At 38.8% G+C, this 25,853-nt stretch carries 21 protein-coding genes and 1 pseudogene; 10 read left to right on the top strand and 12 right to left on the bottom strand.

Translation table 11 applies throughout. The annotated features are described in order from the left end of the window. The first annotated feature begins 242 nt into the window (after positions 1-242). The 8 genes and pseudogenes from rfbA to JCM12304_RS16420 all read left to right on the top strand — a co-directional run bounded on the left by rfbA (position 243) and on the right by JCM12304_RS16420 (position 7,029). On the top strand, positions 243-1,169 hold the full coding sequence (gene rfbA / locus JCM12304_RS16450) for a glucose-1-phosphate thymidylyltransferase RfbA (RefSeq protein WP_060681648.1): 927 nt from the start codon (positions 243-245) through the stop codon (positions 1,167-1,169). Then, positions 1,166-2,206, top strand: coding sequence for a dTDP-glucose 4,6-dehydratase (rfbB, locus tag JCM12304_RS16445; protein WP_060681646.1), 1,041 nt, complete (start codon positions 1,166-1,168; stop codon positions 2,204-2,206). Before rfbA ends, rfbB begins: the two co-directional genes overlap by 4 nt. Continuing rightward, the gene (locus JCM12304_RS16440) at positions 2,179-3,144 is read left to right on the top strand and encodes a glycosyltransferase family 2 protein (protein ID WP_060681658.1); all 966 of its coding nucleotides are present in this window, start codon (positions 2,179-2,181) and stop codon (positions 3,142-3,144) included. Before rfbB ends, JCM12304_RS16440 begins: the two co-directional genes overlap by 28 nt. A 5-nt stretch (positions 3,145-3,149) precedes the next feature. Continuing rightward, a complete protein-coding gene (locus JCM12304_RS16435; RefSeq protein WP_082388062.1) occupies positions 3,150-3,839 on the top strand; it encodes a GNAT family N-acetyltransferase in 690 nt (229 codons plus the stop codon). A gap of 3 nt (positions 3,840-3,842) precedes the next feature. Continuing rightward, positions 3,843-4,199, top strand: a complete 357-nt coding sequence (locus tag JCM12304_RS16430; RefSeq protein ID WP_019376392.1) for an EamA family transporter — start codon at positions 3,843-3,845, stop codon at positions 4,197-4,199. A gap of 5 nt (positions 4,200-4,204) precedes the next feature. Continuing rightward, on the top strand, positions 4,205-4,519 hold the full coding sequence (locus JCM12304_RS20445; RefSeq protein ID WP_369813182.1) for a hypothetical protein: 315 nt from the start codon (positions 4,205-4,207) through the stop codon (positions 4,517-4,519). Next, positions 4,429-5,333: pseudogene (rffA, locus tag JCM12304_RS16425) on the top strand (dTDP-4-amino-4,6-dideoxygalactose transaminase). Before JCM12304_RS20445 ends, rffA begins: the two are co-directional and overlap by 91 nt. Then, positions 5,296-7,029 carry a DUF6044 family protein gene (locus JCM12304_RS16420; RefSeq protein ID WP_060681642.1) on the top strand — a complete coding sequence of 578 codons (1,734 nt, stop codon included), beginning with the start codon at positions 5,296-5,298 and terminating at the stop codon, positions 7,027-7,029. The pseudogene rffA and the gene JCM12304_RS16420 overlap by 38 nt, the downstream one beginning before the upstream one ends. A 98-nt stretch (positions 7,030-7,127) precedes the next feature. Here JCM12304_RS16420 and JCM12304_RS16415 read toward each other — a convergent pair whose 3' ends face one another. Continuing rightward, positions 7,128-8,516 carry a leucyl aminopeptidase family protein gene (locus JCM12304_RS16415; protein WP_060681640.1) on the bottom strand — a complete coding sequence of 463 codons (1,389 nt, stop codon included), beginning with the start codon at positions 8,514-8,516 and terminating at the stop codon, positions 7,128-7,130. 224 nt (positions 8,517-8,740) lie between these two features. Here JCM12304_RS16415 and JCM12304_RS16410 point away from each other — a divergent pair, with 224 nt between their 5' ends. Continuing rightward, positions 8,741-9,202 carry an SRPBCC family protein gene (locus tag JCM12304_RS16410; protein WP_060681638.1) on the top strand — a complete coding sequence of 154 codons (462 nt, stop codon included), beginning with the start codon at positions 8,741-8,743 and terminating at the stop codon, positions 9,200-9,202. A gap of 171 nt (positions 9,203-9,373) precedes the next feature. Then, a complete protein-coding gene (locus JCM12304_RS16405; RefSeq protein ID WP_019376397.1) occupies positions 9,374-10,231 on the top strand; it encodes a YitT family protein in 858 nt (285 codons plus the stop codon). Between the two features lie 693 nt (positions 10,232-10,924). Here JCM12304_RS16405 and ilvA read toward each other — a convergent pair. The 11 genes from ilvA to JCM12304_RS16350 all read right to left on the bottom strand — a co-directional run bounded on the left by ilvA (position 10,925) and on the right by JCM12304_RS16350 (position 25,652). Continuing rightward, complete coding sequence (ilvA, locus tag JCM12304_RS16400) at positions 10,925-11,911, bottom strand: threonine ammonia-lyase (RefSeq protein ID WP_060681636.1); 987 nt, start codon at positions 11,909-11,911, stop codon at positions 10,925-10,927. Positions 11,912-11,970: 59 nt separating this feature from the next. Beyond that, positions 11,971-12,549 (bottom strand): 3-isopropylmalate dehydratase small subunit, encoded by a 579-nt coding sequence (gene leuD / locus JCM12304_RS16395; RefSeq protein WP_019376399.1) that lies wholly within the window; start codon positions 12,547-12,549, stop codon positions 11,971-11,973. A gap of 11 nt (positions 12,550-12,560) precedes the next feature. Continuing rightward, positions 12,561-13,967, bottom strand: a complete 1,407-nt coding sequence (gene leuC / locus JCM12304_RS16390; protein WP_060681634.1) for a 3-isopropylmalate dehydratase large subunit — start codon at positions 13,965-13,967, stop codon at positions 12,561-12,563. A 16-nt stretch (positions 13,968-13,983) separates the two neighbouring features. Then, complete coding sequence (gene leuB, locus JCM12304_RS16385) at positions 13,984-15,090, bottom strand: 3-isopropylmalate dehydrogenase (protein WP_019376401.1); 1,107 nt, start codon at positions 15,088-15,090, stop codon at positions 13,984-13,986. Positions 15,091-15,158: 68 nt separating this feature from the next. Next, positions 15,159-16,709, bottom strand: coding sequence for a 2-isopropylmalate synthase (locus JCM12304_RS16380; RefSeq protein ID WP_060681632.1), 1,551 nt, complete (start codon positions 16,707-16,709; stop codon positions 15,159-15,161). Further along, on the bottom strand, positions 16,696-17,739 hold the full coding sequence (gene ilvC, locus JCM12304_RS16375; protein ID WP_060681630.1) for a ketol-acid reductoisomerase: 1,044 nt from the start codon (positions 17,737-17,739) through the stop codon (positions 16,696-16,698). The genes JCM12304_RS16380 and ilvC overlap by 14 nt, the downstream gene beginning before the upstream one ends. 71 nt (positions 17,740-17,810) lie before the next feature. Continuing rightward, entirely contained in the window at positions 17,811-18,329 is a 519-nt protein-coding gene (ilvN, locus tag JCM12304_RS16370) for an acetolactate synthase small subunit (RefSeq protein ID WP_019376404.1), read from the bottom strand. Further along, positions 18,326-20,047, bottom strand: coding sequence for a biosynthetic-type acetolactate synthase large subunit (gene ilvB / locus JCM12304_RS16365; RefSeq protein ID WP_060681627.1), 1,722 nt, complete (start codon positions 20,045-20,047; stop codon positions 18,326-18,328). The genes ilvN and ilvB overlap by 4 nt, the downstream gene beginning before the upstream one ends. Positions 20,048-20,911: 864 nt before the next feature. Continuing rightward, entirely contained in the window at positions 20,912-22,597 is a 1,686-nt protein-coding gene (gene ilvD / locus JCM12304_RS16360; RefSeq protein ID WP_060681625.1) for a dihydroxy-acid dehydratase, read from the bottom strand. A gap of 264 nt (positions 22,598-22,861) precedes the next feature. Beyond that, on the bottom strand, positions 22,862-23,830 hold the full coding sequence (locus JCM12304_RS16355) for a bile acid:sodium symporter family protein (RefSeq protein ID WP_060681623.1): 969 nt from the start codon (positions 23,828-23,830) through the stop codon (positions 22,862-22,864). A 223-nt stretch (positions 23,831-24,053) separates the two neighbouring features. Beyond that, positions 24,054-25,652 (bottom strand): amidohydrolase, encoded by a 1,599-nt coding sequence (locus tag JCM12304_RS16350; protein ID WP_060681621.1) that lies wholly within the window; start codon positions 25,650-25,652, stop codon positions 24,054-24,056. Positions 25,653-25,853 lie beyond the last annotated feature (201 nt).

Raw genomic sequence — 25,853 nt, 5'->3', positions numbered from 1 at the left:
AATGACTTTTTCTGAGTATATTGGAAAATTATACAAACAGCAATACTTTTTCTGAATATTCCTATTATTCTACTTTTTATTACAAATGAAGACAAATTACTTGTTTTCACTTTTAGAAACAGTATTGAAACACAACTGTAAGATTATAAATGATTTAAAAAGGTAATAGAGTATTAGAGTAACCATGCGCTAAATTAGTTGGTAGCTTATAGGAAGTATCCACTTTAGAAGGAGTGTTGAGTATGAAAGGTATTATATTAGCTGGAGGAAGTGGAACCAGACTTGCTCCTAGTACAGATAGCATGAACAAGCACCTGCTCGCCGTTTTTGATAAACCGATGATTTATTATCCACTATCTGTCTTAATGCTTGGAGGAATAAAGGAATTTATGATTATAAGTACACCTGCTGACAGACCACGTTTTGAAACTTTGTTGGGTGATGGTTCTTCTCTCGGCATTTCCATATCTTATAAAGACCAGAGTAATCCAAACGGAATACCAGAAGCTCTTACTATTTCAAAAGAATTTATTGCGGATGATTCAGTTGCATTAATACTTGGAGACAACATTTTTTATGGACAGGGATTTACAACACTTCTTCGCAATGCAATCAAGAATCATCGTCATGCCACTGTCTTTGGTTATCGAGTAAAAGACCCACAACGCTTTGGAGTAGTTGAATTCGATGCCTATCAAAAGGCCATTTCATTGGAGGAGAAACCAAAAGAACCAAAATCTGACTTCGCAGTTACTGGATTATACATTTATGACAATCAGGCTGTTGAGCTAACTAAAAAACTAAAGCCTTCTAATAGAGGTGAATTGGAAATCACAGATTTAAACAAAGAATACTTAAAACGTGGAAAGTTAGATGTAGAACTATTGGGAAGAGGCTTTGCATGGATGGATGCAGGCACCCATGAATCCTTATTTGAAGCATCTGAATTTGTGAAAATAACCCAACAGCGTCAAGGATTCAAACTAGCTTGTTTGGAAGAAATAGCCTATTACCTTGGGTATATTTCCAGAGAAGCTCTTTATGAGAAAGGGAAATCAATGGAGAAAAATGATTACGGACAATATCTTCTGGAAATAGCTGACCGCAAGCACTCGGAACAATACTGGGATCGTATAGAGAAAAACCCAATGTTAGGATTGGTAAAATGATTAATTCGAAAAAAGCTCTACTTATTACAGGAGGGGCCGGTTTTATCGGTTCCAATTTTGTTGCATACATGATTGATAAATATCCAGACTACCAAATTATTAATATAGACAAATTAACGTATGCAGGTAATCTTGAAAACTTATCGGGCCTAGAGAATCATCCAAACTATGAGTTTATACAGGGTGATATTGCTGACCAAAACCTTATTGAATCTATCTTTGCGATGTATGACGTTTGGGGAGTGGTCCACTTCGCTGCAGAATCCCATGTAGATCGTTCCATTGAAGATGCTACAGCATTTATCCATACAAACATTGTAGGTACACAAGTACTTCTTCAAACAGCGAAAATGGACTGGGAGCGAAAAGGCGAACTAGCACAGAGACGCTTTCATCACATATCCACAGACGAGGTTTATGGCTCCCTTGGGGAGAAAGGAATGTTTAATGAAAAAACACCCTATGACCCACGTAACCCATATAGCGCATCAAAAGCTGGAGCCAATATGCTAGTTAAAAGCTTTGGGTACACCTATGGAATGAATATTGTTATAACTAGTTCATCCAACAATTACGGACCAAGACAGCATGAAGAGAAGCTTATTCCTACCGTTATCTTTAATGCGTTAAGCGGTAATTCTATTCCTATTTATGGGGACGGAAGAAATATTAGAGATTGGCTTTTTGTTATGGACCACTGTAAAGCAATCGATCTTATCTTTCATCAGGGTTGTACAGGTGAAGTTTACAATATTGGTGGAGGAAACGAAAAGATGAACATAGAAGTCGTCAGAACAATATGCAGTATCCTTGATGAGTTGGAAAGCGAACGATTAGCTGAAATTAATAAAAATAGCTTCATTGAATTAATCAGTTTTACCAAAGATAGGCTGGGACATGACAGAAGATACGCAGTTGATGATAGTAAACTTAGACAAGAGCTCGGCTGGAGCGCGGAAGAAGAGTTAAAGAGCGGATTAATAAAAACAGTTGAATGGTATGTGAAAAGATGGAAATCTCTAGCCAAAAACCATTAATATCCGTTGTCATACCAGTATATGGCTGTAGATCATGCTTATATGAACTCTGTGATCGTATCTCCGCCTCTGTATCACTTATTCCAGCTGATTACGAGATTATTTTAGTTAATGATGCCAGCCCTGATCAAGCCTGGGAAATCATTCAGCAACTCAAAGAAAAGGATGAAAAAATTAAAGGAATTGACTTAGCACGAAATTTCGGACAGCATCATGCCATAACTGCAGGTATTGACTATACTTCAGGTGATTGGGTCGTTGTAATGGACTGCGATTTACAAGATCAGCCAGAGGAAATACCAAAGCTTTATGAAAAAGCGTTAGAGGGCTATGAGGTAGTTTTCGGGAAAAGGTTAGAAAGAAAAGACTCTTGGCTGAAAAAGAAATCTTCTCAGCTATTTTATCGGATTTATGATTACTTTACTGGAGAATCATCCGATCATACTATTGCAAATTTCAGTATCAGTAGTAAAAAAGTAGTCGATGGTTTTCGACAAATGAAAGAACAGACACGCTTTTTCCCTCTTTTTCTACAATGGATGGGATATAAAGCTACTTCTATTCCAATTAACCATCATTCAAGAAGCCAAGGGAAATCTTCATATAATCTAAAAAAATTAATTACGTTAGCAACTGATGGAATCATCGCACAGTCTAATAAGCCTTTGCGTTTATCCATCCAGTTCGGATTTCTCATTTCTGCTTTGTCGCTTCTATATGGTTTATTTCTATTCTTTCGTTATTTCTTCCTTAAGGTTCCTGTGCAAGGATGGACTAGTGTAATGGTTTCCATTTATTTCATAGGCGGGTTGATTTTTTTTAATTTAGGAATCCTTGGTCTCTACATTGGGAAGATATTTAATGAAACAAAAGGACGACCAATTTATCTTATAAGAGAAACAACTGACAATCTGAAATCAAATAATAAACGGAGTTGATTATGATGCAAACGTATTTACGCCCTACCCCTTGGGACCAGCGTAATTTTCATATTCCAACCTATGAGCTTACTTCCATTTCTGAAGAAGCTTTACATCAGAGCAATGAACATGAAGGCCATTTCACTTTAAAAATTGATCCACTTGCAAATACAGAGTTACTCAATAAATATGGTTTCTACTATGTGGATACTCTTATAGAGCCCGTTTGCCATAAGTCTGCTTTAAAATTTACAGAAAAAGATGGAGTAGAGCTAAGCTATAACTACAATAAGAGCGAAATTCTTCGAATAACAGCAGAAGCCTTCCAAGGAGGGCGCTTTCATCGGGATTATAATATTCCAAATTTCATGGCAGATAATCGATATGTAAATTGGGTAAAAGATCTAATAGAAGAGAATCAGATTATGGCACTGAAATACGAAGGAAGCACGGCGGGGTTTTATGCTTATGAAGGTAATAAAATTCTATTATTGGGAATGGATGCTTCTTATCGTGGTAAAGGACTTGCAAAACCTTTCTTAAGTAAAGGAGCTTCTGAGCATTTCTCATTGGTAGATGAAGATGAGCTTGTAACATCTATTTCTCCTTCCAATCTACCATCATTAAACTTATTTATCTCAACTGGATTTAAGTTGAAAAATACGGTGGATGTGTATCATAAATTAAATGGCTCACTGCCGGTTGGAGGGTAAGAGATGGGATACTTGTACATATTCAGTACTATTTTCTTTACGGTATATGGCCAGCTGATTTTAAAATGGAGGATGAATCAGTTTGGGAGTCTACCAGATACATGGATTGCAAAATTTACAGTGTTACTTCAATTATTACTTAATCCGTGGGTGCTTTCCGGGTTCTTTGCAGCTTTTCTGGCTGCTTTGAGTTGGATGGCTGCAATGACCAAGTTTGATATTAGCTATGCATATCCATTTATGAGCCTTTCATTTGTATTTGTTTTCATTCTATCTGCTTTGCTATTCGGTGAACCAGTTTCACTGCAAAAGGTAATTGGATTTTCATTAATTATACTAGGGATTATTGTGATGAGGTGATATTGTTGATACCATTTAATAAACCATGTGTCACTGGAAAAGAGTCTGTCGCTGTCCAACAAGCAATCACAAGCGGGAAATTATCTGGTAATGGAGCTTTTGGAAAGAAAAGTGTGCACTGGCTGGAAGAAAGATTGGATTGTGAAAAGGCACTTCTTACTCCCTCTTGTACAGCTGCATTGGAAATGACTGCCATATTAACAAACGTAGGTCCCGGCGACGAAGTATCATGCCATCTTACACGTTTGTGTCTACAGCTAATGCCTTTGCTTTACGAGGTGCCTCCATTCGTTTTGTTGATGTTCGACCAGGTACAATGAATATCGACCCAGAAGCAATTGAAAAAGCAATCACCACAAGTACAAAAGCTATAGTTGTAGTACATTATGCTGGGGTAAGCTGTGAAATGGATTCCATAATGTCATTAGCAGAAGACTATAATCTTTTTGTCGTGGAGGATGCAGCACAGGCTTAATGAGTACTTATAAAGGAAGAGCATTAGGTACGATTGGGCACTTTGGCACGATCAGCTTTCATGAAACTAAAAATTATCAATGTGGAGAGGGCGGCGCACTACTCATTAATGATAAAAATGCTTGTAAGCGTGCAGAGATCATTCAGGAGAAAGGTACGAACCGATCTCAATTTATCCGGGGAGAGGTAGATAAATATACTTGGCGAGATGTCGGTTCCTCCTACCTTCTCAGTGAAATGAATGCAGCATTTTTATCTGTTCAACTTGACAATGCAGAAGGTATTTACGAGGAAAGAATGAAGGCTTGGAACTGGTATAAAACTGGATTACAGCAGTTGGAAACCCAACGTTTTATTACATTACCGGAAATTCCAAATGATTGTAGGCACAATGCGCATATGTTCTATATTAAAGTACAAAACCTTGCGGAAAGAAGTAAATTAATGGAGTATCTGAAGCAGAATAACATAATGGCTGTCAGCCATTACGTACCGCTTCATACTTCGCAGGCAGGGTTGAAGTATGGTGCTTTTGTAGGCGAAGACCTTTACACCACTCCAGAGAGCGAGAAATTAATCCGCCTGCCACTTTATTACGGAATTGAGAAAGAGGAAGTAAACCATGTGGTCAACCATATCCAAAAATTTTACCAACAATAAATTATTACTAAGCATTGCCTGCCTTATTATATTCGCATACCTTCTCCCATACTATATATTGGGTGAAGATACACATATTAGAGTACATGATAATATGGACTCTAATATTGTTTGGTATAAACTGTTAGCTGAAAGTGGTCAAATTTTTTCTCTATCTGATACCATGCTTCCAAATGCCATAAATGGGCTGCCAAGAAGCGCACTCCCTTCCCCATTTGATGCAATGGTTTGGATCTATTACCTGTTTGAACCAATGACTGCATACACAATTGGTCAGACCATCATGCGATTTACAGCTTTTTTTGGTATGTATTTACTATTAAGCAACCATTTGTTTGGAAAACAAAAGACAGACTATAGATTAATTAGCATAGGAGTTTCTCTCTGTTTTGCCTTATTACCTTTTTGGCCTTCAGGAATGCTTTCCATTGCTGGTCTGCCATTAGCCTTACATATTCTTTTAACTATTCGCGAAAAGAAATGGCACAGTTCATGGTACCATTGGATGACTCTTTTATGTATTACTTTTTTTTCCAATTTCGTATTAAGCTTCGTTTTTTTCCTTGGGTTAATGGGTCTGTTGTGGATATATAATTGGTTCAAATCGAGAAAAAGTAATTGGTCTTTTTTCTCTGCAATAGCAGGAATGACTACAGTATACTTAGTTAAAAATTATATGCTCATTCATTCTATGTTTTTTGATGCTGGTTTTACGTCCCATCGGGATGCTCTAGATCTCGGTCATAATTCTTTTGATAGAACGATGGAGCTGGCTTTGGAGAATTACCTTTATGGACATACACATGATTTGGCTCTACAATATAAAGTAATCATACCAGTAATCGGATTGGCACTACTTATATCAGGTATTCGTAACGCCAAAGCAGCAAAATTATTGTTGAGTCTGTTCATCTTTAATATGGCTTTATCTATTTGGTATGCACTTTGGTACTGGGAAGGGATGCGTGTAGTAAAGGATCACTTTATGATTGCCAATACATTTAATTTCTCAAGAATTCATTTTCTTGATCCACTGATATGGTACATTTGTTTTGCTATAGCTTTGGGGATTATTTGTAAAAACATGGGATGGAAAATCGGAAAAATACTTGCAGTTGTATTAATCATTTATCAATGTACAATAGCCTTTCCATTAAATGAAGAAAATAAATACAGTCAATTTAATACACCGACGTTTCAGGAATTTTATGGAGTAAGTCTCTTTGAGGAAATCGAAAACTATATTGGCAAAAAACAATCTTCCTATCGGGTGGTAAGTATTGGTATGCACCCAACAATTGCTCAATATAATGGTTTTTATACTCTAGATACGTATAATAATAGCTTTCCTCTGAAGTATAAAGAGCAATTCAGGAAAATTATCGCAGGCGAGCTTAATAAAAGTCCTTCTCTTAAGAAGTATTTTGATACTTGGGGAGGTCGGCTTTATATGTACGTGGCGGAGCATGGAGAAGATTACTTATTCACCAAAGAAAGAAATGGTGCAATCGAGGATCTGCAGATTAATGTAAAAGCTTTAAGAAACATGGGTGGAGAATATATCTTTTCTGCTGTACCCATTAAAAACTATGAAGAGCTTGGTTTAGAATTTGAAAAATCTTTTAAAACTGAAACATCAGCCTGGGAAATCTGGTTATATAAAGTACCTGGCCAAAACGCAAGTAAAAACGACTAGATGTGAGTGATGGTGTGTTCTATACACAAAAGAAGCAGCTTTCTTGAGCTGCTTCTTTTGATGATGATATTAGATTTCTTTAATAGATGGAACGATAATTAATTTTCATTAGTAACGTGTGCTGTAAAATCTGCAAGTAGTCTTGCACCAAATCCAGTAGCTGATTTAGCATAATATCCTTTATCTTCTCCCTGCATTACCCCAGCCATGTCTATATGCAACCATTTACTATTCTCCGGCACGAATTTACGAAGAAAAAGCGCTGCCACAATGGAACCAGCTTGCCCTTTTCCACTTGTATTATTAAAGTCGGCATAATCACTGCTCAAGTAGCTGAAGTAGTCATCTACTAAAGGCATTGGCCATACATGATCTCCATTTTTCTCGCCTATTGTTTTTAATTCATTCGCTAAGGTTTCATCACCAAACACCCCAGCAAGCTTTGTTCCAAGTGCATTTACAATTGCTCCTGTTAATGTAGCGACATCTACTACATACTTCGCTTTTAGCTCTCCTGCTCTGAGTAACCCATCAGCCAAAATTAATCTCCCTTCTGCATCTGTATTACCAACCTGTACGTGCATGCCATTCTTATAATGAATGACATCGCCAGGAATAACAGCAGTATTGTCAGGGATATTTTCAACGATCGGTATAAGAGCCACAACATTTACCTTCAACTTGGTAGCTGCTATAAGTTTCATAGCACCAGCTACAGCAGCCGAACCTCCCATATCCATGCGCATGTCACTAATATCTTTTCCCTTTTTCAAACTAATACCACCTGTATCAAAAGTTACGCCTTTCCCTACTAAAGCTATAAGTGGTTTCGATTCATCACCACGATATCTCAATTCTACAAACGCAGGTTCATGGATACTTCCTCTTCCGACAGTTAGAACTCCATGCATTTCTCTTTCTTCCAGTTCGGCTTTGTCAAATACCTTTACATCCACACTTGTGTTAGCAAATTCCTTTTTTAATATTTCCGGATAGGTTGAAGGATTTAATACACTTGGAATTTCATTCATTAGATCACGCGAAAACGCCATTGCTTCTGCCCGAAGCTTTCCTTTTTCTTGGGATGCTTGAAACTTTTCTCCTTTTACTATTTGCAGTTCTGTTTGTGCTTTTTCCTTGCTCGATTTATATGTAGAAAAATCATACCCTCCAAGATACCAACCCTCAACAAATGCTGTAATAACTCCCACTTCTTCCAGGGAGGAAAAAGCTTCTATTATTTGTTTACCATGTACTTCAGCGGAAGCAACCTCAGCCTTTTGTAATTCTTTAGCCATGCTTCCAGCAAGCATACGAACATCTTCAAAAGTGGACCCCACTACCCCTGTTTTCCCAATGATTATACATTCACCATTCAGGTATGTTAAGAATACTTCCGAGGGATGGCTATCTGTAAACTGCATGAAGGCAGAATTACTTTCCACTTGGCTATCCGTTGTAAATAAAATTTTTGCGGTGTTTATCATTTAGACACTCTCCCTTATAGTTTACTAGTTATTTCGACAGACGAAAGATTAATTCCTCTTTTTTGTACATACAGTCTAATATATAATTAGAATATGAAATTCTTAAAAAACGTTAGAATAAAGAAATTCAAAGAAATATTAGCTTCTAAAACTATAACCCTCTCCATATAATAAGCAATGTGTGCAGATTTACTTTCAATACCTACATATAAGGAGGAACGAACGTGCCTAATGGAATTCATCAGTTATGCATGAAAGTACCAATTGAAACTACATGGAATTTTATCAGCGACATGGATAATTGGGCTCCCTTAGTCCCAGGTTATTTGAGCCATAAAATTTTGAATGAAAAACAGTCTATTTGGAAGTTAAAAGGTGAGTCGGGATTGATCCAGAAAACTGTAACATTAAGGATAGATATCGAGGAGTGGAGAGAGCCTAACTGCGTTACATTTAACCTTACAGGGATAAGTGAAAATGTTGTGGGAAAAGGTTATTTTAAAGCTAAAGAAGTTGATGCGATTACAACCGAGATGACCGGACATTTATCAATAGCTGCAAAAGGTGTTATGGCACCGATGATTAATTCCATATTAAAAAGTATTGTGCCTAAAACAACCAAAGGATTAACAGAATCAGTAGCAAAAAGAATGACGGCCCGCCAACCTATGCCTGCCTTTAAATAACTAAAGCTTTTACTGCACAATTTGCCGAGGCGATTGTGCTTTTTCAATTTTATGAGAAGTTGAGTGTCTTAACTATTACAAGGCGTGGTTTATGTTCTGAAGTTTACTAGCTTCCTTCCTAGTGTTAGAATATAGCAGGTACTAGTTTTACAAGGAAAGGAAAAAAGACATATGAACAAAAATAAAACCGCCTTGGAATATTTTCAAATTATTGTAGGCGCCACATTGGTCGGCCTATCCTATAACTTGTTCCTTCTCCCCTCTAAGCTGGCTGCTGGTGGGATCTCAGGAATTAGCACTATCCTTTATGAACTATATAATTTAAGTCCTGCATATACACAGTTTCTGATTAATATACCTATTTTTGTTATTGGTTGGCTCGCTTTAGGGAAAGACTTTAGTTGGAAAACGTTGCTTGGAACCTTTTGGGTGCCTTTTATTATATGGCTGAGTGCTGATATTCCTTACACCATAACGAACCCATTATTAGGCGCGCTTTATGGAGGAATCATTCTCGGGACCGGTCTAGGTATTGTATATAAGGGTAATGGCTCTACTGGAGGTACTGCTGCAATAGCTCAAATCGTGAAAAAATTCACTGGCCTGTCTAGTGGTTACTCTCAATTAATTGTTGATGGGTTTGTTGTAATTTCCTCCATAATTGTCTTTAATTTGGAATTAACTTTATTTGCTTTAATGTGTATTTATATAACAAGTAAGACTATAGATATCGTGCAACTTCGAACCTCTGCAACGAAATTAATTATGATAATTACAGAAGAAGAAGAGAAAACTCAATCATTGATCAGGGAAAATATCGACCGTGGTCTTACAAAGGTACGCTCGGTCGGAGGGTATTCTAATATGGATAAGACAATGATTCTCTGTGTAGCTGAACAACAGGAAGCTATTCAATTAAAGAAGATTCTACAAAAACAGATACCCACATCCTTTGTTATTTTCCTTAATGCTTCCGAAATACTCGGGCGTGGATTCACCTTAGACAAATATTATGGACAAAAGCTATAAAACATAGGAATCGGTGTTAAAAGATAAACATATGCGGAGTTGGAGAGAACTGCGAAGTATCTTAGAATAAAAAGACTGCGTAAATCACCGCTACGGGGAAATATTCCGCTTTCCGCGGGCGGCCTGCAAGCCTCCTCGAACTACACTAACGTTCCGTTCTGTGGGGTCTCGCTAGTCTCGCTTTTCCCGCAGGACAAGGAAAGCTACGTCAGCAAGTCATCGCACGAAGAAAATGTGTATTTCCATTTTCGAGGAGTCTACATATTTCCCCTTCGCTAAGGTTTGTTTTTATAAGAGAAAATTAATTACTGGTACTTAATTCACTGAAAGATACATCCTTTAAGGGTTAGCAACACCAATTGATTGAAATGGAAGATGACAACTCCTGCCGGAATAGCATGAACTGAAGACACTAAACGAAGCGGAGGAAGCGGTTGAAGCCATGCCGGGTGGCAAAGAAGACACTGTGAGGTAACGAAAAGATGTCGCACTTGTACCCGGAGATGTGAAAGCCTCCCCCGGCAGTGGAAATCATTGGGTCCATCCACCTCCTTAAAATGAGATAAACGACTACCAAGTTAGTTAGGAGTTTACCCACATTGTAAATTAGTGGTTGTACAGAAAATACCATATTGCCCCATAGAAAAAGGATTCACCTTTTATTATGTAAAGATGAATCCTTTTTCTATTACCCTAGGCGGGCTGGTGTAACTTTTTAGCAAGGGTTTGAATCTTGGCCATTGTGTCGATATCCATATTTCCTCCGCTAACCACAACACCAAGATGCCTTGATCTTATCTTATCATTATGAGCGAACAATGCTGCAAGCGTAGCAGCACCTGCTCCTTCCATTAACGTCTTATTCCTCTCAAGCATATATACAATTGCAGACGCAATTTCTTCATCCGATACAGTTACAATATCATCTACATACTTCTGAATAATAGGAAATGTATGCTCACCGGGTTGCTTTACTGCAATCCCCTCTGCAATTGTGGAAACAGTCTTAACTTTTTTTAATTTACCACTATGAAAACTATCATGCATCGCAGAAGCTCCATCAGCTTGTACACCAATCACCTTTATATTCCGATTGACGTGCTTGGCAGCTACCGCAATCCCTGATATTAAACCGCCTCCACCAATTGGAGCAAGAATTGTATCTATTCTATCCTCTTGTTTCAGCATTTCCATAGCAATTGTGCCTTGGCCTGCCATCACATCATAATCATCAAACGGATGAATATACACAGCTCCACTCTGCATTTGTTTCTGAACAGAAGCTTCATATGCTTCCTGAAAAGTCTCTCCAGTTAACACTACCTCAGCACCATAGTTTCTGGTAGCATTCACTTTTGCAAGCGGAGTTTTTTCTGCCATAAAAATAGTAGCTTTTACTCCTAATTTAGCAGCAGCATAAGCAACTCCCTGGGCATGATTTCCTGCAGAAGCAGTGATCACACCTTTTTTCAATTGACTTTTTGGCATTTGCATAAGCTTAAAGGTAGCTCCTCTAAACTTAAAAGCACCGGTTTTTTGCTGATTTTCCATTTTAAAATAAACCTTTTTACCAACTAGATTATTTGTTGTCTCCGATGTTATTAAAGGTGTACGGTGAACGATTGGCGTTAGTCTCCCTAACGCCGTATGAATCTTTTCACCTGTTAAGCAATTCCCAATTGGTTCACACTCCTCTTGTAAAAATAAATTCTACTTACGTGTTTATCAGACAAAATGTTTTAGCGTACTTCATATGCACTAATCTTATCCTCATGTTTCAAGGTAAGAGCAATCTCATCCCAACCATTAATAAGTTTTTCTTTATGGTATGCAGGAATATGAAAGCTTATGTTATTTCCTGCTGAATCCGTAATTTGTTGATTAATCAAATCTATATCCAAGCTCATAGAAGTTTCTTCAGCCTGTTTCATCCATTCACCAATTTGTTCCTCATCCAGTTGAATTGGTATAATTCCGTTTTTTAATGCATTATTATAAAAAATATCCGCAAAGCTTGGGGCAATAATTACCCGGAAACCGTAATCCAACAATGCCCAAGGAGCATGTTCACGAGAAGAACCACAGCCAAAATTTTCTCCAGCCAGCAAAATAGTTACACCTTCATAAGCCTCTTTATTTAATGCAAAGTTTTGCCGTTTATTCCCATTATCGTCAAACCGCCAATGGTAAAACAAAAACTGGCCAAACCCTGTACGTTCAATACGTTTTAAAAACTGTTTTGGTATGATCTGATCTGTGTCTATATTAGTACGGTTCAAAGGATAAACTAGACCTTTGTGTTTTTTAATTGCTTCCATGTCTGCACCCCCTAACTCGGAACTCCGGCATATTTTCTAACATCTACAAAATGTCCTTCTATAGCAGCTGCTGCAGCCATTTCAGGGCTAACCAAGTGAGTTCTCGACCCATTTCCTTGACGCCCTTCAAAATTACGATTTGATGTTGAGGCACATCTGCCACCAGGTGGTACAATATCGTCATTCATTGCCAGACACATACTGCAACCTGCTTCACGCCATTCAAAGCCTGCTTTTTTAAAAATCATATCAAGCCCTTCTTTTTCAGCTTGCATTTTTATACTGAAGGAACCAGGAACAACAATCGCACGCACGTTTTCTTTTACTTTTCTCCCATCAACAATGGAAGCTGCCTTTTGTAAATCATTCAAGCGTGAATTGGTACACGACCCGATAAAAACATGGTCGATTTCTATAGATGTAATGGGCTGATTCTCATCTAATCCCATGTATTCCAATGCGCGCTCTACATCTTCACGATAGTCAACCTCATTGAGATCAGGTGTTTTGCCACTAATCGGAACACACATTCCAGGATTTGTCCCCCAAGAAACCTGTGGTTCAATATCCTCTGCTTTTATAGTAACTGTTTTATCGTATTTAGCTCCTTCATCTGTTGCCAGTTGCAGCCAAGAATCTGCCAACTGCTTATACGCATCGCCATCTGGCACATATTCTTTTCCTTTTAAAAATTCGATCGTTTTTTCATCTGGGCTAATTAACCCGGCTCTTGCTCCCGCTTCGATAGACATATTACAGACAGTCATTCTTCCTTCCATGGAAAGGTTGCGAACGGCTTGACCTGTATACTCAATAACATAGCCAGTTCCAAATCTCACACCAAATTTAGCGATAATTGCCAGGATCAAATCTTTTGCAGTAACTCCTGGGCCCAATTCACCTTCAACCTTGACATTCAAGGTTTTCGGGCGTTCTTGCCAAATGGTTTGAGTAGCAAGCACATGCTCTACTTCACTTGTACCAATACCAAAGGCTAGAGCACCAAAAGCTCCATGTGTTGATGTATGGCTATCCCCACAAACAATTGTTTTACCGGGCTGGGTAAGACCGAGCTGGGGGCCAATTACATGGACAATACCTTGGTCTGGATGAAACATATCTGCAAGCTTAATACCATGTTCCTTACAATTCTCCTGGAGGGTTTCCATTTGCTTTTTAGAAACTTTATCTTTTATTACTTCTCTATTTTGTGTAGGCACATTATGATCCATCGTAGCATACGTGAGATCTGGACGGCGCACCTTCCGATTGCTCAGTCGTAAACCCTCGAACGCTTGCGGTGAAGTTACTTCATGAACCAAATGCAGATCAATATATAATAAATCTGGCTTGCCTTCTTCTTGATGAACTACATGTTTTTCCCATATTTTCTCTATAATCGTTTGTGGTTTCCCCATTTCTTGCACCCCCGCGTTAAACATACATACTACATATACTGTTTGAAACACTTTTGGTTGTCAGTGAATCAACAATAGCTGCTGTCATTTCCTTTGTCCCTACTTTCATCCCACCATTACTGGAAAGATCAGCAGTATGGTATCCTTGGTCCAAGCAATCATTAACTGCCCGCTCTATTTCTGCGGCTTCTTCTTCCATCTGAAAAGAATATCTTAGCATCATGGCAGCTGATAAAATCATTCCTACCGGATTAGCAATACCAAGTCCTGCAATGTCAGGTGCCGAACCATGGACAGGTTCATACAACCCTAGACCATCTGATCGAAGACTTGCCGATGGTAGCATTCCAAGTGAACCAGTCAATACCGAAGCTTCATCACTTAAGATATCTCCAAATAAATTCTCTGTAACGATAACATCAAAGTAGTTTGGCTGTGTAATCAGCTTCATTGCAGCAGCGTCTACAAGCATATGGTCGACTTTTACATCTGGATATTTCTTACCAGTTTCCTCAACTATTTCTCTCCACATTCGACTTGATTCTAATACATTAGCCTTATCCACAGATGTAACATGGTTATCTCTTAATCTCGCACTCTCAAATGCCTTTTCAATAATTCGCTCCATTTCTGATCGATGATAATAAAGTGTATCAACTACCGCGTTGCCGTTTTCCCGTCTTTCACGCGGTTCTCCGAAATATAGCCCACTTGTTAGTTCTCGAATGATTAAGATATCACTTCCTGCAATAACCTCTTCTTTAAGCGGAGAAGCATGCAACATGGAATTGAATCCTTTTATAGGACGTAAATTAGCAAATAAACCTAGCTGTTTACGTATCCCCAATAAACCTTTTTCCGGTCTCTTTGCAGCAGGAAGAGCGTCCCACTTTGGTCCTCCAACAGCACCAAGTAGTATTGCATCTGCTCCCTTGCATGCTTTTACTGTATCTTCAGGCAATGGTGTATCGTAAGCATCAATTGCCTCTCCACCGATTGCATGCTGATGAAATGTAAAACGATGCCCAAATTCACTGGCTACTGCATTTAACACTACCTTTGCTGACTCCATAATTTCTTTACCAACACCGTCTCCAGGCAACAAAATAATTTGCTTATTCATACCATAGCCCTCCTCCATGTTTATACGTAAACTGCCGATACGAGCGGAACCACATGCCTGGCTCTCGCTTACACTTCCGATCCAACCTCTTGTTTAATAAAACTGTTCTGTTGAACAATATATCTGTTTACTGCGTTTAAAAATGCATTTCCTGATGCTTCTATAACATCCTGAGCTGAACCACGCCCATTTACTGTCTCGCCGTTAACCTTCAACTGAACATGGGATTCTGCAAGTGCATCCTTCCCTCCACCAACAGAATTCAATTGATAATCAATTAACTGTAAATCTTCTTCAATTAACACATCCAATGTTTTATATAATGCTTCTACACTACCCGAAGCCGTCTGGGCTGCATGCACTGTTTCACCACTAGGAGTTTTCAACTGTACAGTCGCTGTAGGTATATTAGTAGTTCCATACTGTACTTGGAACATCTCCATTTGGTATTTGTTTACAGAAGCTGTATCTGTTTGAACCTCCATAATAATTGTAAACAAATCATCATCTGTAACTTCTTTTTTATGATCTGTTAACTGCTTAAATAGTTTAAAGGCTTCCTTTAATTTATCTTCAGTAAGATCGATTCCAAGGTCTTTCACCTTATCCTTAAACGCATGCCGTCCAGAATGTTTGCCCATGAACAACGTATTGGATTTTACTCCGACCATTTCTGGTGTAATAATTTCATAGGTAGAGGCATTCTTGAGTACACCATCCTGATGGATCCCTGACTCGTGAGCAAAAGCATTTCTACCGACAACCGCTTTGTTTGCCTGCACATACATGCCTGTTAATTTTGCTACCAAGTCACTGGTCCGTTTGATTTCCTCCAGTTTTAAACCCGTTGTATATGGATAAAAATCAGAGCGAATTTTTAAAGCTACTGCCACCTCTTCCAAGGATGCATTACCTGCACGTTCCCCAATACCATTAATAGTTCCCTCTATTTGTGTAGCACCGTTTTGTACTGCAGCTATAGAGTTTGCAACTGCCATACCAAGATCATTATGGCAGTGACATGAAAGACTGGCTTGATTTATGTTAGGAACATTCTCTTTCATATATTTAAACATATTTCCATATTCTAACGGTGTTGTATACCCCACTGTATCCGGCAGGTTGATTACTGTAGCACCGGCATCGAGAACCTTTTCAATGATTTGCGCCAGGAATTCCCAATCCGAACGTGAAGCATCTTCTGCAGACCATTGAACATGAGTGAATTTTTGTTTAGCATATGCCACCATATTAACTGCAGTTTCAATAACTTGATCAGGTGTCTGCTTTAGTTTGTAAGTCATATGAATTGGTGATGTAGCAAGAAACAAATGAATACTTGGCTCAGCTGCACCTTTTAGTGCATCCCAGGCTGTATCAATATCCGATTTCACCGTTCTTGCCAATGCAGTTACGGATGTGTTTTTAATTGTATCGGCTATTGCCTTGACTGCATTAAAATCCCCTTTGGAGGAAGCAGGAAATCCTGCTTCCATCCTGCTTACACCTAAACGTTCCAGCTGTTTTGCAATTTCAAGCTTTTCAAGTTGATTCAGGTTTACACCAGGTGACTGCTCCCCATCCCTTAGGGTTGTGTCAAAAATTCTAATTTGTGACATGCTCTTTCACACCCTTTTGCTGTTTATTTTTGTTTTGCAATGGTTGTTTAACAAAAGGCATTAATTCACGTAACTCCCTTCCTACTTTTTCAATTGGATGTTGATTTTCTTTAGCGTTGATTGCATTAAATTGTGGGCGATTTGCCTGGTTTTCAAGAATCCATCCTTTAGCAAATTGACCTGTTTGCACATCTGTTAGAATATCCTTCATGCGTGCTTTAGTGTTCTCATCAATAACTCGAGGTCCAGATACAAAATCTCCCCATTGAGCAGTGTCTGAAATGGAATAACGCATATTTTCCAATCCACCTTCATATAGAAGGTCAACAATCAATTTCATTTCATGTAAACATTCAAAATACGCAACTTCCGGTTGATAGCCAGCTTCTGTTAATGTTTCAAAACCAGCTTTGATTAAACTTGTTACACCACCACATAATACTGCCTGCTCCCCGAAGAGATCTGTTTCTGTTTCTTCCTGGAAGCTTGTTTCCAATACTCCTGCCCGTGCAGCTCCAATTCCTTGTGCATAAGCAAGTGCCAACTCTCTTGCCTGCCCTGTTACATCTTGGTATACACCATATAATGCAGGAACTCCGGCTCCTTCTTCATACGTCCTACGTACTAGATGACCTGGCCCTTTCGGCGCTACCAAAAATACATCTACATCTTCAGGAGGGACAATTTGGCTGAAATGTACATTGAATCCGTGTGCAAATGCTATTGCATTTCCAGCCTGAAGGTTCGGTTTAATGCTTTCATTATAGACAGCTGTCTGCAACTCATCCGGCAACAACACCATTACTACTTCAGACTGACTTACTGCATCGGCTACAGAAACAACCTGAAAACCATCTTCTTCTGCTTTTTGTTGAGACTTGCCTGGGCGAAGACCCACAACTACATCATATCCGCTTTCACGAAGGTTTAATGCATGGGCATGACCTTGAGATCCATATCCTACTACTGCAATTTTCTTTCCTTGTAAAACCTCTTTTTGGATATCTTTTTCATAAAGTACTTTTGACATATTAATCTTCCTCTCATTTTTTGTTTTTTCTTTTCACTATATAATCTAAGGGCATTTCTAGCGTTATTCGTTTATATTAAATGTGAATTAAGCTCTGTTACCTGTTGTGGCTGCTGCCCACGTAAAAATGCAGTTACACCCGTTTTAGTTAACTCTTTGATACCATATGGTTTCAGTAAAGATATTAATGCTTCAACTTTATCGGGCTTCCCAGTCACTTGAATTGTTAGGCTGTCTTTGCTTACATCAATAATGGATGCACGGAATGGGGTGATTATCCCTTGAATCTCTGAGCGTAATTGACCACTTCCTCCAACCTTAATCAGTGCAAGTTCTCTTGCAACTATGGCTTTATCGGTAATATCGGAAACTTTCAGAACATCAATTTGCTTATTCAATTGTTTTGTTAGCTGTTCTAGTTTTTGGTGGTCTCCAACATCAACTACAAAAGTCATTTTGGAGACTCCCTCTGTTTCAGAACTACCAACTGAAATGCTATCAATGTTAAATTGGCGTTTCTGCAACATTCCTGTAATCCGATTTAATACACCACTTCTATCTTGGACCGTGGCTACAATGATCCGTTTCATTTCTTCACCCCTATCATTTCGTGGATTCCTTTCCCAGGAGCTATCATTGGATATACACATGTTTTTTGTTCAACACGACAATCTACTACAACTGGGCCATTATATGAAAAGATATCCTGTAACATCGGAATAACATCCTCTTCCTGGTCAATACGTAAACCTCTAATCCCATAACTTTCTGCAAGTTTCACAAAGTCCGGATTCATCGTCAGCAGTGATTCAGAATAACGTTCCTCATAAAAGCTTTCCTGCCATTGTCTTACCATCCCGAGTGCTTCGTTATTTACAATAATAATCTTGACTGGAAGGTTTCTCTCTTTGAGTATTGATAATTCTTGAAGAGTCATTTGAAATCCTCCGTCACCCACAATGGAAACTACCAAATCATCTGGAGCTCCTAATTGTGCTCCAATGGCTGCTGGAAATCCAAATCCCATGGTTCCAAGTCCACCAGATGTAACCCAACGGTTTGGTTTATCAAAAGTATAAAACTGTGCTGCCCACATTTGATGCTGCCCAACATCTGTAGTTATAATTGCATCTCCTTTTGATTGTTCATATACTTGCTTTATCAACCATTGAGGAGATAATTTTTGCTCAGGCTTTTCATACCATAGTGGGAATTCTGCTTTATTTAATTTTAAAGTTTCTTTCCATACCTCGTGGTCAGGTAACTCCACAACACTTTGCAATAATGCTTGCAGAGCTTCTTTTGCATCTGCCACCACCGGAATTTCAGTTGCGACATTTTTTCCAATTTCAGCAGGATCGATATCAATATGGGCCACTTTTGCATGTGGTGCAAAATGTTCTAAGTTTCCTGTAAGTCTGTCATCAAATCTTGCGCCAATGTTAATGAGCAAATCGCATTCATATAGTGCTGTATTAGCCGTATAGGTGCCATGCATTCCCGCCATTCCCAAATGCAATGGATGAGTTCCTGGGAAGCTGCCAAGTCCTAATAGCGTATTGGTAACTGGTAGCTGATACTTTTCAGCGAACTTTTTTAATTCTTCAGTCGCTTTTGCAAAGACGACCCCTGCACCAGCAAGTAATAGTGGCTTCTTCGCTCTGCTAAGCGCGTCTGCTAGTTTAACAATTTGTAAGGGGTTCGGCTTCTTATTCGGCTGATATCCCGGCAGATTAAAGTCTTTACTGAATTCTGTACCTGTTAGCTGTGCAGATACATTTTTTGGGATGTCTACAACTACTGGACCGGGCCGTCCTGTAGTAGCTATGTGAAAAGCTTCATTCACGATCCGCGGTAAATCAGATACCTGTTTCACTTGATAATTGTATTTCGTGATTGGAGTGGTAATCCCCATCACATCTGATTCTTGAAATGCATCAGTGCCGATGACTCCGCTGGCAACCTGGCCTGTAAAGATAACGAGAGGAATAGAATCCATCATGGCATCGGTAATACCAGTAATCAGATTTGTTGCCCCTGGGCCAGATGTTGCTAATACTACTCCCGCCTTACCAGTCACACGTGCATATCCCTCTGCTGCATGGATGGAGCCTTGCTCATGCCGTGAAAGTACATGGTCAAATGGAGGGTTACTGCGATATAACGCATCGTAGATTGGTAATACAGCTCCTCCTGGGTAACCGAAGAGTGTGTCTACTTCCGCATCCACCAAAGTCTGAATAAATAAATCAGCCCCGGTCCTCATTTGTTCTGTACTTTCTGTCTCATGCTTTGCTTCAACTTTCACTACTACATACCTCCCTTAATAATAATTAATTATTCAAACCCGCTCTTCCATTCCTGGAACAAACGATGTTTTACTATTGCTTTTAGAGGTGAAATCAAAAAGGACCCTTCCCTCCCCCTATAAATCTGCATATATTTGCAGAGCTATTGGGGAGAAAAGAGTCCTTCTTTTCACGGTACCACCCAGGTTTGTAGCATCCTCACGAATACTACCTCATAAGGCTATAATTAAAGCCTTTATTGATAACAGGTACAATAAAGCTGCACCTGACCAGACCTAATAAGAAGCTTCCGTTCAATCTGGCACTCAGAGATGATGTCAGAACAACATGTATTTCTGGGCTTCCAGCAACCCCAGATCTCTGTAAATACATCGTACATGTTCCTTTTTTCCCGTCATCGAGTTCTTTATATTTTATTTTACTCAAGTAGTTATTGTTAATTTATCTCTATTCGTTATTATTTGAATATTTGATATTGCCGATAATCATATAACGTTTTCCTGAAAGAGTCAACAGTATTTTAAAAGTTTTTTGATACTTTTGATAAGTCATTTAATTTGAATGCGTTTACATTGTTTACATATGGATAAACAAATAAGATATTACAAAAATGTTACAAAGTGAATTTATATTTATAAAACAAAGTGAATGGTTATTCATTTAGGGTTTAACGATGATTCTTTAAACGGAAGCTCTTCTATTCTGAAATTTTTTATCAGGGCAGTTTACTGTTTAGTTAATAATTATATGATGGACATACTTTCTTTTAAGTCTTCCATACAACAAAATTGCTAAACTGATAACCTTTCATGAACACAAATAAAGCCCTGGAATCTAATTTAGAAACCAGGACTTCGTTTTGGTTACTTGCCAAGAAAGTCTGTTACTGCTCCTTTTGAAGAACAGGATACATTGTGAGCATATTTACCCAATATACCTTTTTTATACAATGGGGGTGCAGACCATTCTTTTCTGCGGCTTTCCAATTCTTCTTCCGTAACCTCAAAGGAAATTTCCTTTTTATTTGAGTCAATGGTGACCATATCGCCCTCTTTTAAAAATGCAATAGGGCCTCCAGATTGAGCTTCTGGTGCAATATGACCTACCACCAATCCATGCGTGCCGCCAGAAAACCTTCCATCTGTTAACAGGGCAACCTTTTCACCAAGCCCTTTACCCACAAGTATTGCCGAAATGGAGAGCATTTCCGGCATCCCTGGCCCCCCCTTAGGACCTACATAACGAATGACCAGAACATCTCCTTCGTTAATCTGATTATCCATCACTGCAGCTGTCGCCTCTTTTTCTGTATCAAAAACACGTGCAGGTCCAGTGTGTCGACTCACTTTAACACCGGAGACCTTCGCAACCCCTCCACTTGGTGCCAAGTTCCCTTTTAATACAATTAGTGGACCATCTGCTCGTTTAGGTTTATCAAAAGGCATAATAACATCTTGTCCATCTTTTAAAGAAGGAGCTTCTGCTAAGTTTTCAGCTACTGTTTTTCCTGTAACTGTAATACAGTCTCCATGTAAATAGCCCGCTTCATGGAGAAGTTTCATAACAGCCTGAACACCTCCTACACGATGAAGATCCTGCATGACATATTTCCCGCTCGGCTTAAGGTCAGCCAAATGTGGTGTTTTTTCTTGAATTCTATTAAAATCATCGATCGTTAAATCTACTTCAATTGCATGAGCGATAGATAGCAAATGTAGAATAGCATTTGTTGAGCCTCCTAATGCCATGACTACTGTGATTGCATTCTCAAAAGCTTCTTTTGTCATAATATCTTTAGGATAAATTCCTTTTTCAAGTAAATGATAGACTGCTTCCCCAGCTTTGGCACAATCCTTCGCTTTATCTGCGGTTTCTGCAGGGTTAGACGAACTTCCAGGTAAACTCATCCCCATTGCTTCCATCGCGGATGCCATTGTATTCGCTGTGTACATACCTCCGCACGCACCAGCTCCAGGACATGCATGACACTCGATGGAACGCAATTCTTCATCATCGATATCCCCATTATTATGCTTGCCGACACCTTCAAAAACGGAAACAATATCTATATCTTTACCACGGTGTTTCCCGGGTGCAATTGTGCCTCCATAAACAAATACCGATGGAACACCTGCATTGGCAATTGCAATTGCACAGCCAGGAATATTTTTATCACATGCACCAATTGCTACTAGACCGTCCAAATTTTCCGCACCAACTACTGTCTCAATAGAGTCAGCAATCACATCACGGCTTGGCAAGGAATAACGCATACCTTGTGTCCCCATTGAGATACCATCAGATACGGTGATTGTATTAAATATTAAAGGCACGCCCCCTGCCTCTCTTGCACCTTCTTTTGCTTGTATAGCTAAATCATCAATATGTATATTACATGGCGTTACCTCACTCCATGTACTTGCAACTCCAATCATTGGCTTTTTAAAATCCTCGTCAGTAACACCTACTGCTCGCAGCATTGCTCTATTAGGTGCTTTCATCGAACCTTCACTGAACACCTTACTTTTTATCCGTAAATCTTTTTCCATCATATACCCTCCCTTTCTTTCGAATAATTATATGACTAATTTTCTAATACTTCAATGTATTTATTCTAGTGGAAAATAATTAATTTATTCCAATTTTGTATAAACCCTTGTCATCCAAAGAATTTGAGGACGTAATTTAATTAATTGTGGTATAACTTTTCACAGAATAAATTAACATGCCCCTTTAACAGGGACATGTTGGTTATTGCTATGGTAAACCGTATAATATATATCATTTTCCTTGCAATACAATCTATATAACTTTCAACTAATATTTTTTGTCTGATTAGTTGATTCAGTTGTATCTGTTTCACTTTGTTTGCTCCACCATGTCGCTAAAATTGGACCTGATATATTATGCCATACACTGAAAATAGCACTCGGAACTGCAGCGATTGGCGCAAAATGAGCTAAAGCCAAGGCGGATCCAAGTCCGGAGTTTTGCATACCTACTTCAATGGACATAGCCTTTATGTCAGCCAAATTAAATCGGAAGGCTTTTGCCAGCATATATCCTAAAAACAGACCTAATAGATTATGCAGCACGACGACCGTAAAAATCAATAATCCTGTTGTAACAATGGAATCCTTATTTACAGCTACTACTGCAGAGGCTACAGCTACGATACCTATAACAGAAATCAGTGGCAAAACACCAATTGTTTTGTCCACTTGCTTACTGAATAATAAACGGATAATAATACCTAGTACAATTGGAATGAGCACTATCTTAACAATAGACATAAACATATTGCCTGCTGATACGGGAAGCCATTGACTTGCAAAAAGTAAAGTTAATGCAGGAGTCAGTAACGGAGCAAGAAGTGTTGATACAGCAGTTACAGAAACAGATAATGCTGTGTTTCCCTTTGCCAGAAAAGTCATCACATTTGATGCTGTTCCACCTGGGCAACAACCTACAAGTATAACTCCAACCGCTACCTCTGCAGGCAATTGGAATAGATTCGCAAGTCCATAAGCAAGTAATGGCATAATGGTATATTGCGCTGCTACTGCTATAAGTACTGCTTTAGGAGCCTGAATAACTCCTTTAAAATCCTGAAGAGAAAGGGTGAGCCCCATTCCAAACATAATTATCCCTAATAACAAAGCAATGTGAGGTGCAATCCATGTAAAACCCATTGGAAACATAAACGCCAGCACCCCAAACAGAATTACCCAGATTGCAAACGTATTTCCTGCTAAATTACTAACTTTCTCTAATACTTTCAAAATTTCCCCTCCTCATAAGGTCAGACTATTTCAATAATTGCTGATTCTATCACATGGTTTCAAATAAAGGAAGAATAAGATAATAAAAAGTCTAAATACTTCAACTAATTTTTACGTTTTGTTTCTAGGTGTATTGAGTAATAGTACATGTCCTTTATTACTTTTATACTACTAAAAAACCCGTCAAGTGCTACCTGACAGGTTTTTCAGAATTTTGTTTTTTTTAATCCTCTTTTTTATACTTTACTTCTCCCCCAATGATCGTCATCTCTACTTCTGTATCCAGCAATTCATCGGGGTTTTCCATTTCAAACGGATCTTTTGAAAATACAACCATATCTGCAAGCTTTCCTCTTGCAATCGTCCCTTTAATCGTTTCCTCGTTCGTTGGGTATGCCCCCATCTCAGTAAATAGCCGGAATGCCTCTATCATGGTCATCTTTTCCTGCTCATACCAACCGTTATGCGTCTCCCCAGGCGCTCGACGCGTTACAGCCGCATGGATTCCCAAAAGAGGATTGAGCGGCTCTACTGGGGAATCTGATCCACCGGCACAAATGACGCCGGATTCTAGTAACGTTTTCCATGCATAAGCTAATTTCATCCGCTTTTCGCCAAGTCTTTCTTCTACCCAAGGGAAGTCTCCAACTAAAAAACGCGGCTGTATATCTGCAATTCTAGTAGGAACTGCTAATCGACCGACTAACTCTTCTCGTACTACTTGAACATGAATAAGTCGGTCACGATAGGCTGCAGTTGGAAATTGATCAAGAACATCAAGAACATTTTCCAATGCCTGGTCTCCTATGACATGAACTGCTATTGGCATGGATAGCTCCCTGGCCTTTCGTACAATTTCATAAAGTGTCGCTTGTTCAAAAATAGCATTACCGAATTCATTTGGAGCATCCGTATAAGCCTCTGATAATAATGCGGTCCTTCTGCCAAATGCCCCATCTGCAAATATTTTTATGGCACCAATTTTTAACGTTTCATTTCCATATCCTGCATACATTCCCATTTTTCTAATATCATCTATAAACTCATGATTGATTAATAGATTACATCGTAAACCAATGTTGTCTATGTTTAATAGTTCATCATAGATTTGGTAAGTTTGCTCTAATCCCCCTAAGTAAAAGGGGTCATTTGTATGTACGCTTGTTATTCCCAAGCTGATTGCGTACTGCATGGCTTTTTTCATCGCATATTTCAATTGTGCATAAGACTTTTCTGGAATGTACTTCTTGATTAACTCAGATGCTGTTTCTAATAGAAGACCAGTCGGTTCATGGGATACTGGGTCTAAAACAATCTCTCCACCCTCAGGTACTTGAATTCCTTGGTAATATTGACTAATTTCTAATGCTCTACTGTTAACTAAAGCGGCATGCAGACAAACACGCGATAAAAATATCGGGTTTTGTGGAGCAACCACATCTAATTCTTGAATAGTGGGAAAACTACCATCCTCAAACAGATTTTCGTCCCAGCCACTTCCCAACAACCACTCTCCTTGTTGAAGGGAGTTCGCTTTATGTTTGATTTTCTCCAGCATGTCAAATTTTGATCTAACTCCTGTTAGATCAAGTTCTAGAAAACTATTAGCAATCAAGGACAGATGAAGATGGCTGTCAATAAGGCCAGGGGTCACTGTTTTCCCTTTTAAATCAACTATATCCAATTCATCTCCCCAACGTTGTTGCAATTCAACTGTATTGCCTATATCCATAAAGCAACCATTTTCTATAAGAACAGCTTCTGCTACAGGCCTGGTTGGGTCAAATGTGTATATTCTCCCATTAATAAATAATCTTTTCATGTGAATACTCCTTTTTGCAATGAACAAATATAGTGAATTACTACTAAAGTAAACCTGCTTTTCTATAAAAAGTTTAGTAGAATGATAAATCGGTCAAAAAAGAAAGTGCCGTACGTTTTATGTGGGCGCAATGTCCGTCATCACTCCTATGATAGACATTTAACCTCGTTTTCCGGTGCGCAATGTCCGTCATCACTCTTA

It is taken from the genome of Virgibacillus halodenitrificans JCM 12304 (genome assembly GCF_001310895.1).
GTDB classification, from domain to species: domain Bacteria; phylum Bacillota; class Bacilli; order Bacillales; family Amphibacillaceae; genus Virgibacillus_Q; species Virgibacillus_Q halodenitrificans.
Note: the sequence above shows the minus strand (reverse complement) of the source record. Positions and strands in the feature narration are given on the sequence as shown.

Coding starts and splice junctions, on each gene's coding strand:
- rfbA (WP_060681648.1), top strand. CDS start 243: ATGAAAGGTATTATATTAGCTGGAGGAAGTGGAACCAGACTTGCTCCT.
- rfbB (WP_060681646.1), top strand. CDS start 1,166: ATGATTAATTCGAAAAAAGCTCTACTTATTACAGGAGGGGCCGGTTTT.
- JCM12304_RS16440 (WP_060681658.1), top strand. CDS start 2,179: ATGGAAATCTCTAGCCAAAAACCATTAATATCCGTTGTCATACCAGTA.
- JCM12304_RS16435 (WP_082388062.1), top strand. CDS start 3,150: ATGCAAACGTATTTACGCCCTACCCCTTGGGACCAGCGTAATTTTCAT.
- JCM12304_RS16430 (WP_019376392.1), top strand. CDS start 3,843: ATGGGATACTTGTACATATTCAGTACTATTTTCTTTACGGTATATGGC.
- JCM12304_RS16420 (WP_060681642.1), top strand. CDS start 5,296: ATGTGGTCAACCATATCCAAAAATTTTACCAACAATAAATTATTACTA.
- JCM12304_RS16415 (WP_060681640.1), bottom strand. CDS start 8,516: ATGATAAACACCGCAAAAATTTTATTTACAACGGATAGCCAAGTGGAA.
- JCM12304_RS16405 (WP_019376397.1), top strand. CDS start 9,374: ATGAACAAAAATAAAACCGCCTTGGAATATTTTCAAATTATTGTAGGC.
- leuD (WP_019376399.1), bottom strand. CDS start 12,549: ATGGAAGCAATTAAAAAACACAAAGGTCTAGTTTATCCTTTGAACCGT.
- leuC (WP_060681634.1), bottom strand. CDS start 13,967: ATGGGGAAACCACAAACGATTATAGAGAAAATATGGGAAAAACATGTA.
- leuB (WP_019376401.1), bottom strand. CDS start 15,090: ATGAATAAGCAAATTATTTTGTTGCCTGGAGACGGTGTTGGTAAAGAA.
- JCM12304_RS16380 (WP_060681632.1), bottom strand. CDS start 16,709: ATGTCACAAATTAGAATTTTTGACACAACCCTAAGGGATGGGGAGCAG.
- ilvC (WP_060681630.1), bottom strand. CDS start 17,739: ATGTCAAAAGTACTTTATGAAAAAGATATCCAAAAAGAGGTTTTACAA.
- ilvN (WP_019376404.1), bottom strand. CDS start 18,329: ATGAAACGGATCATTGTAGCCACGGTCCAAGATAGAAGTGGTGTATTA.
- ilvD (WP_060681625.1), bottom strand. CDS start 22,597: ATGGAAAAAGATTTACGGATAAAAAGTAAGGTGTTCAGTGAAGGTTCG.
- JCM12304_RS16350 (WP_060681621.1), bottom strand. CDS start 25,652: ATGAAAAGATTATTTATTAATGGGAGAATATACACATTTGACCCAACC.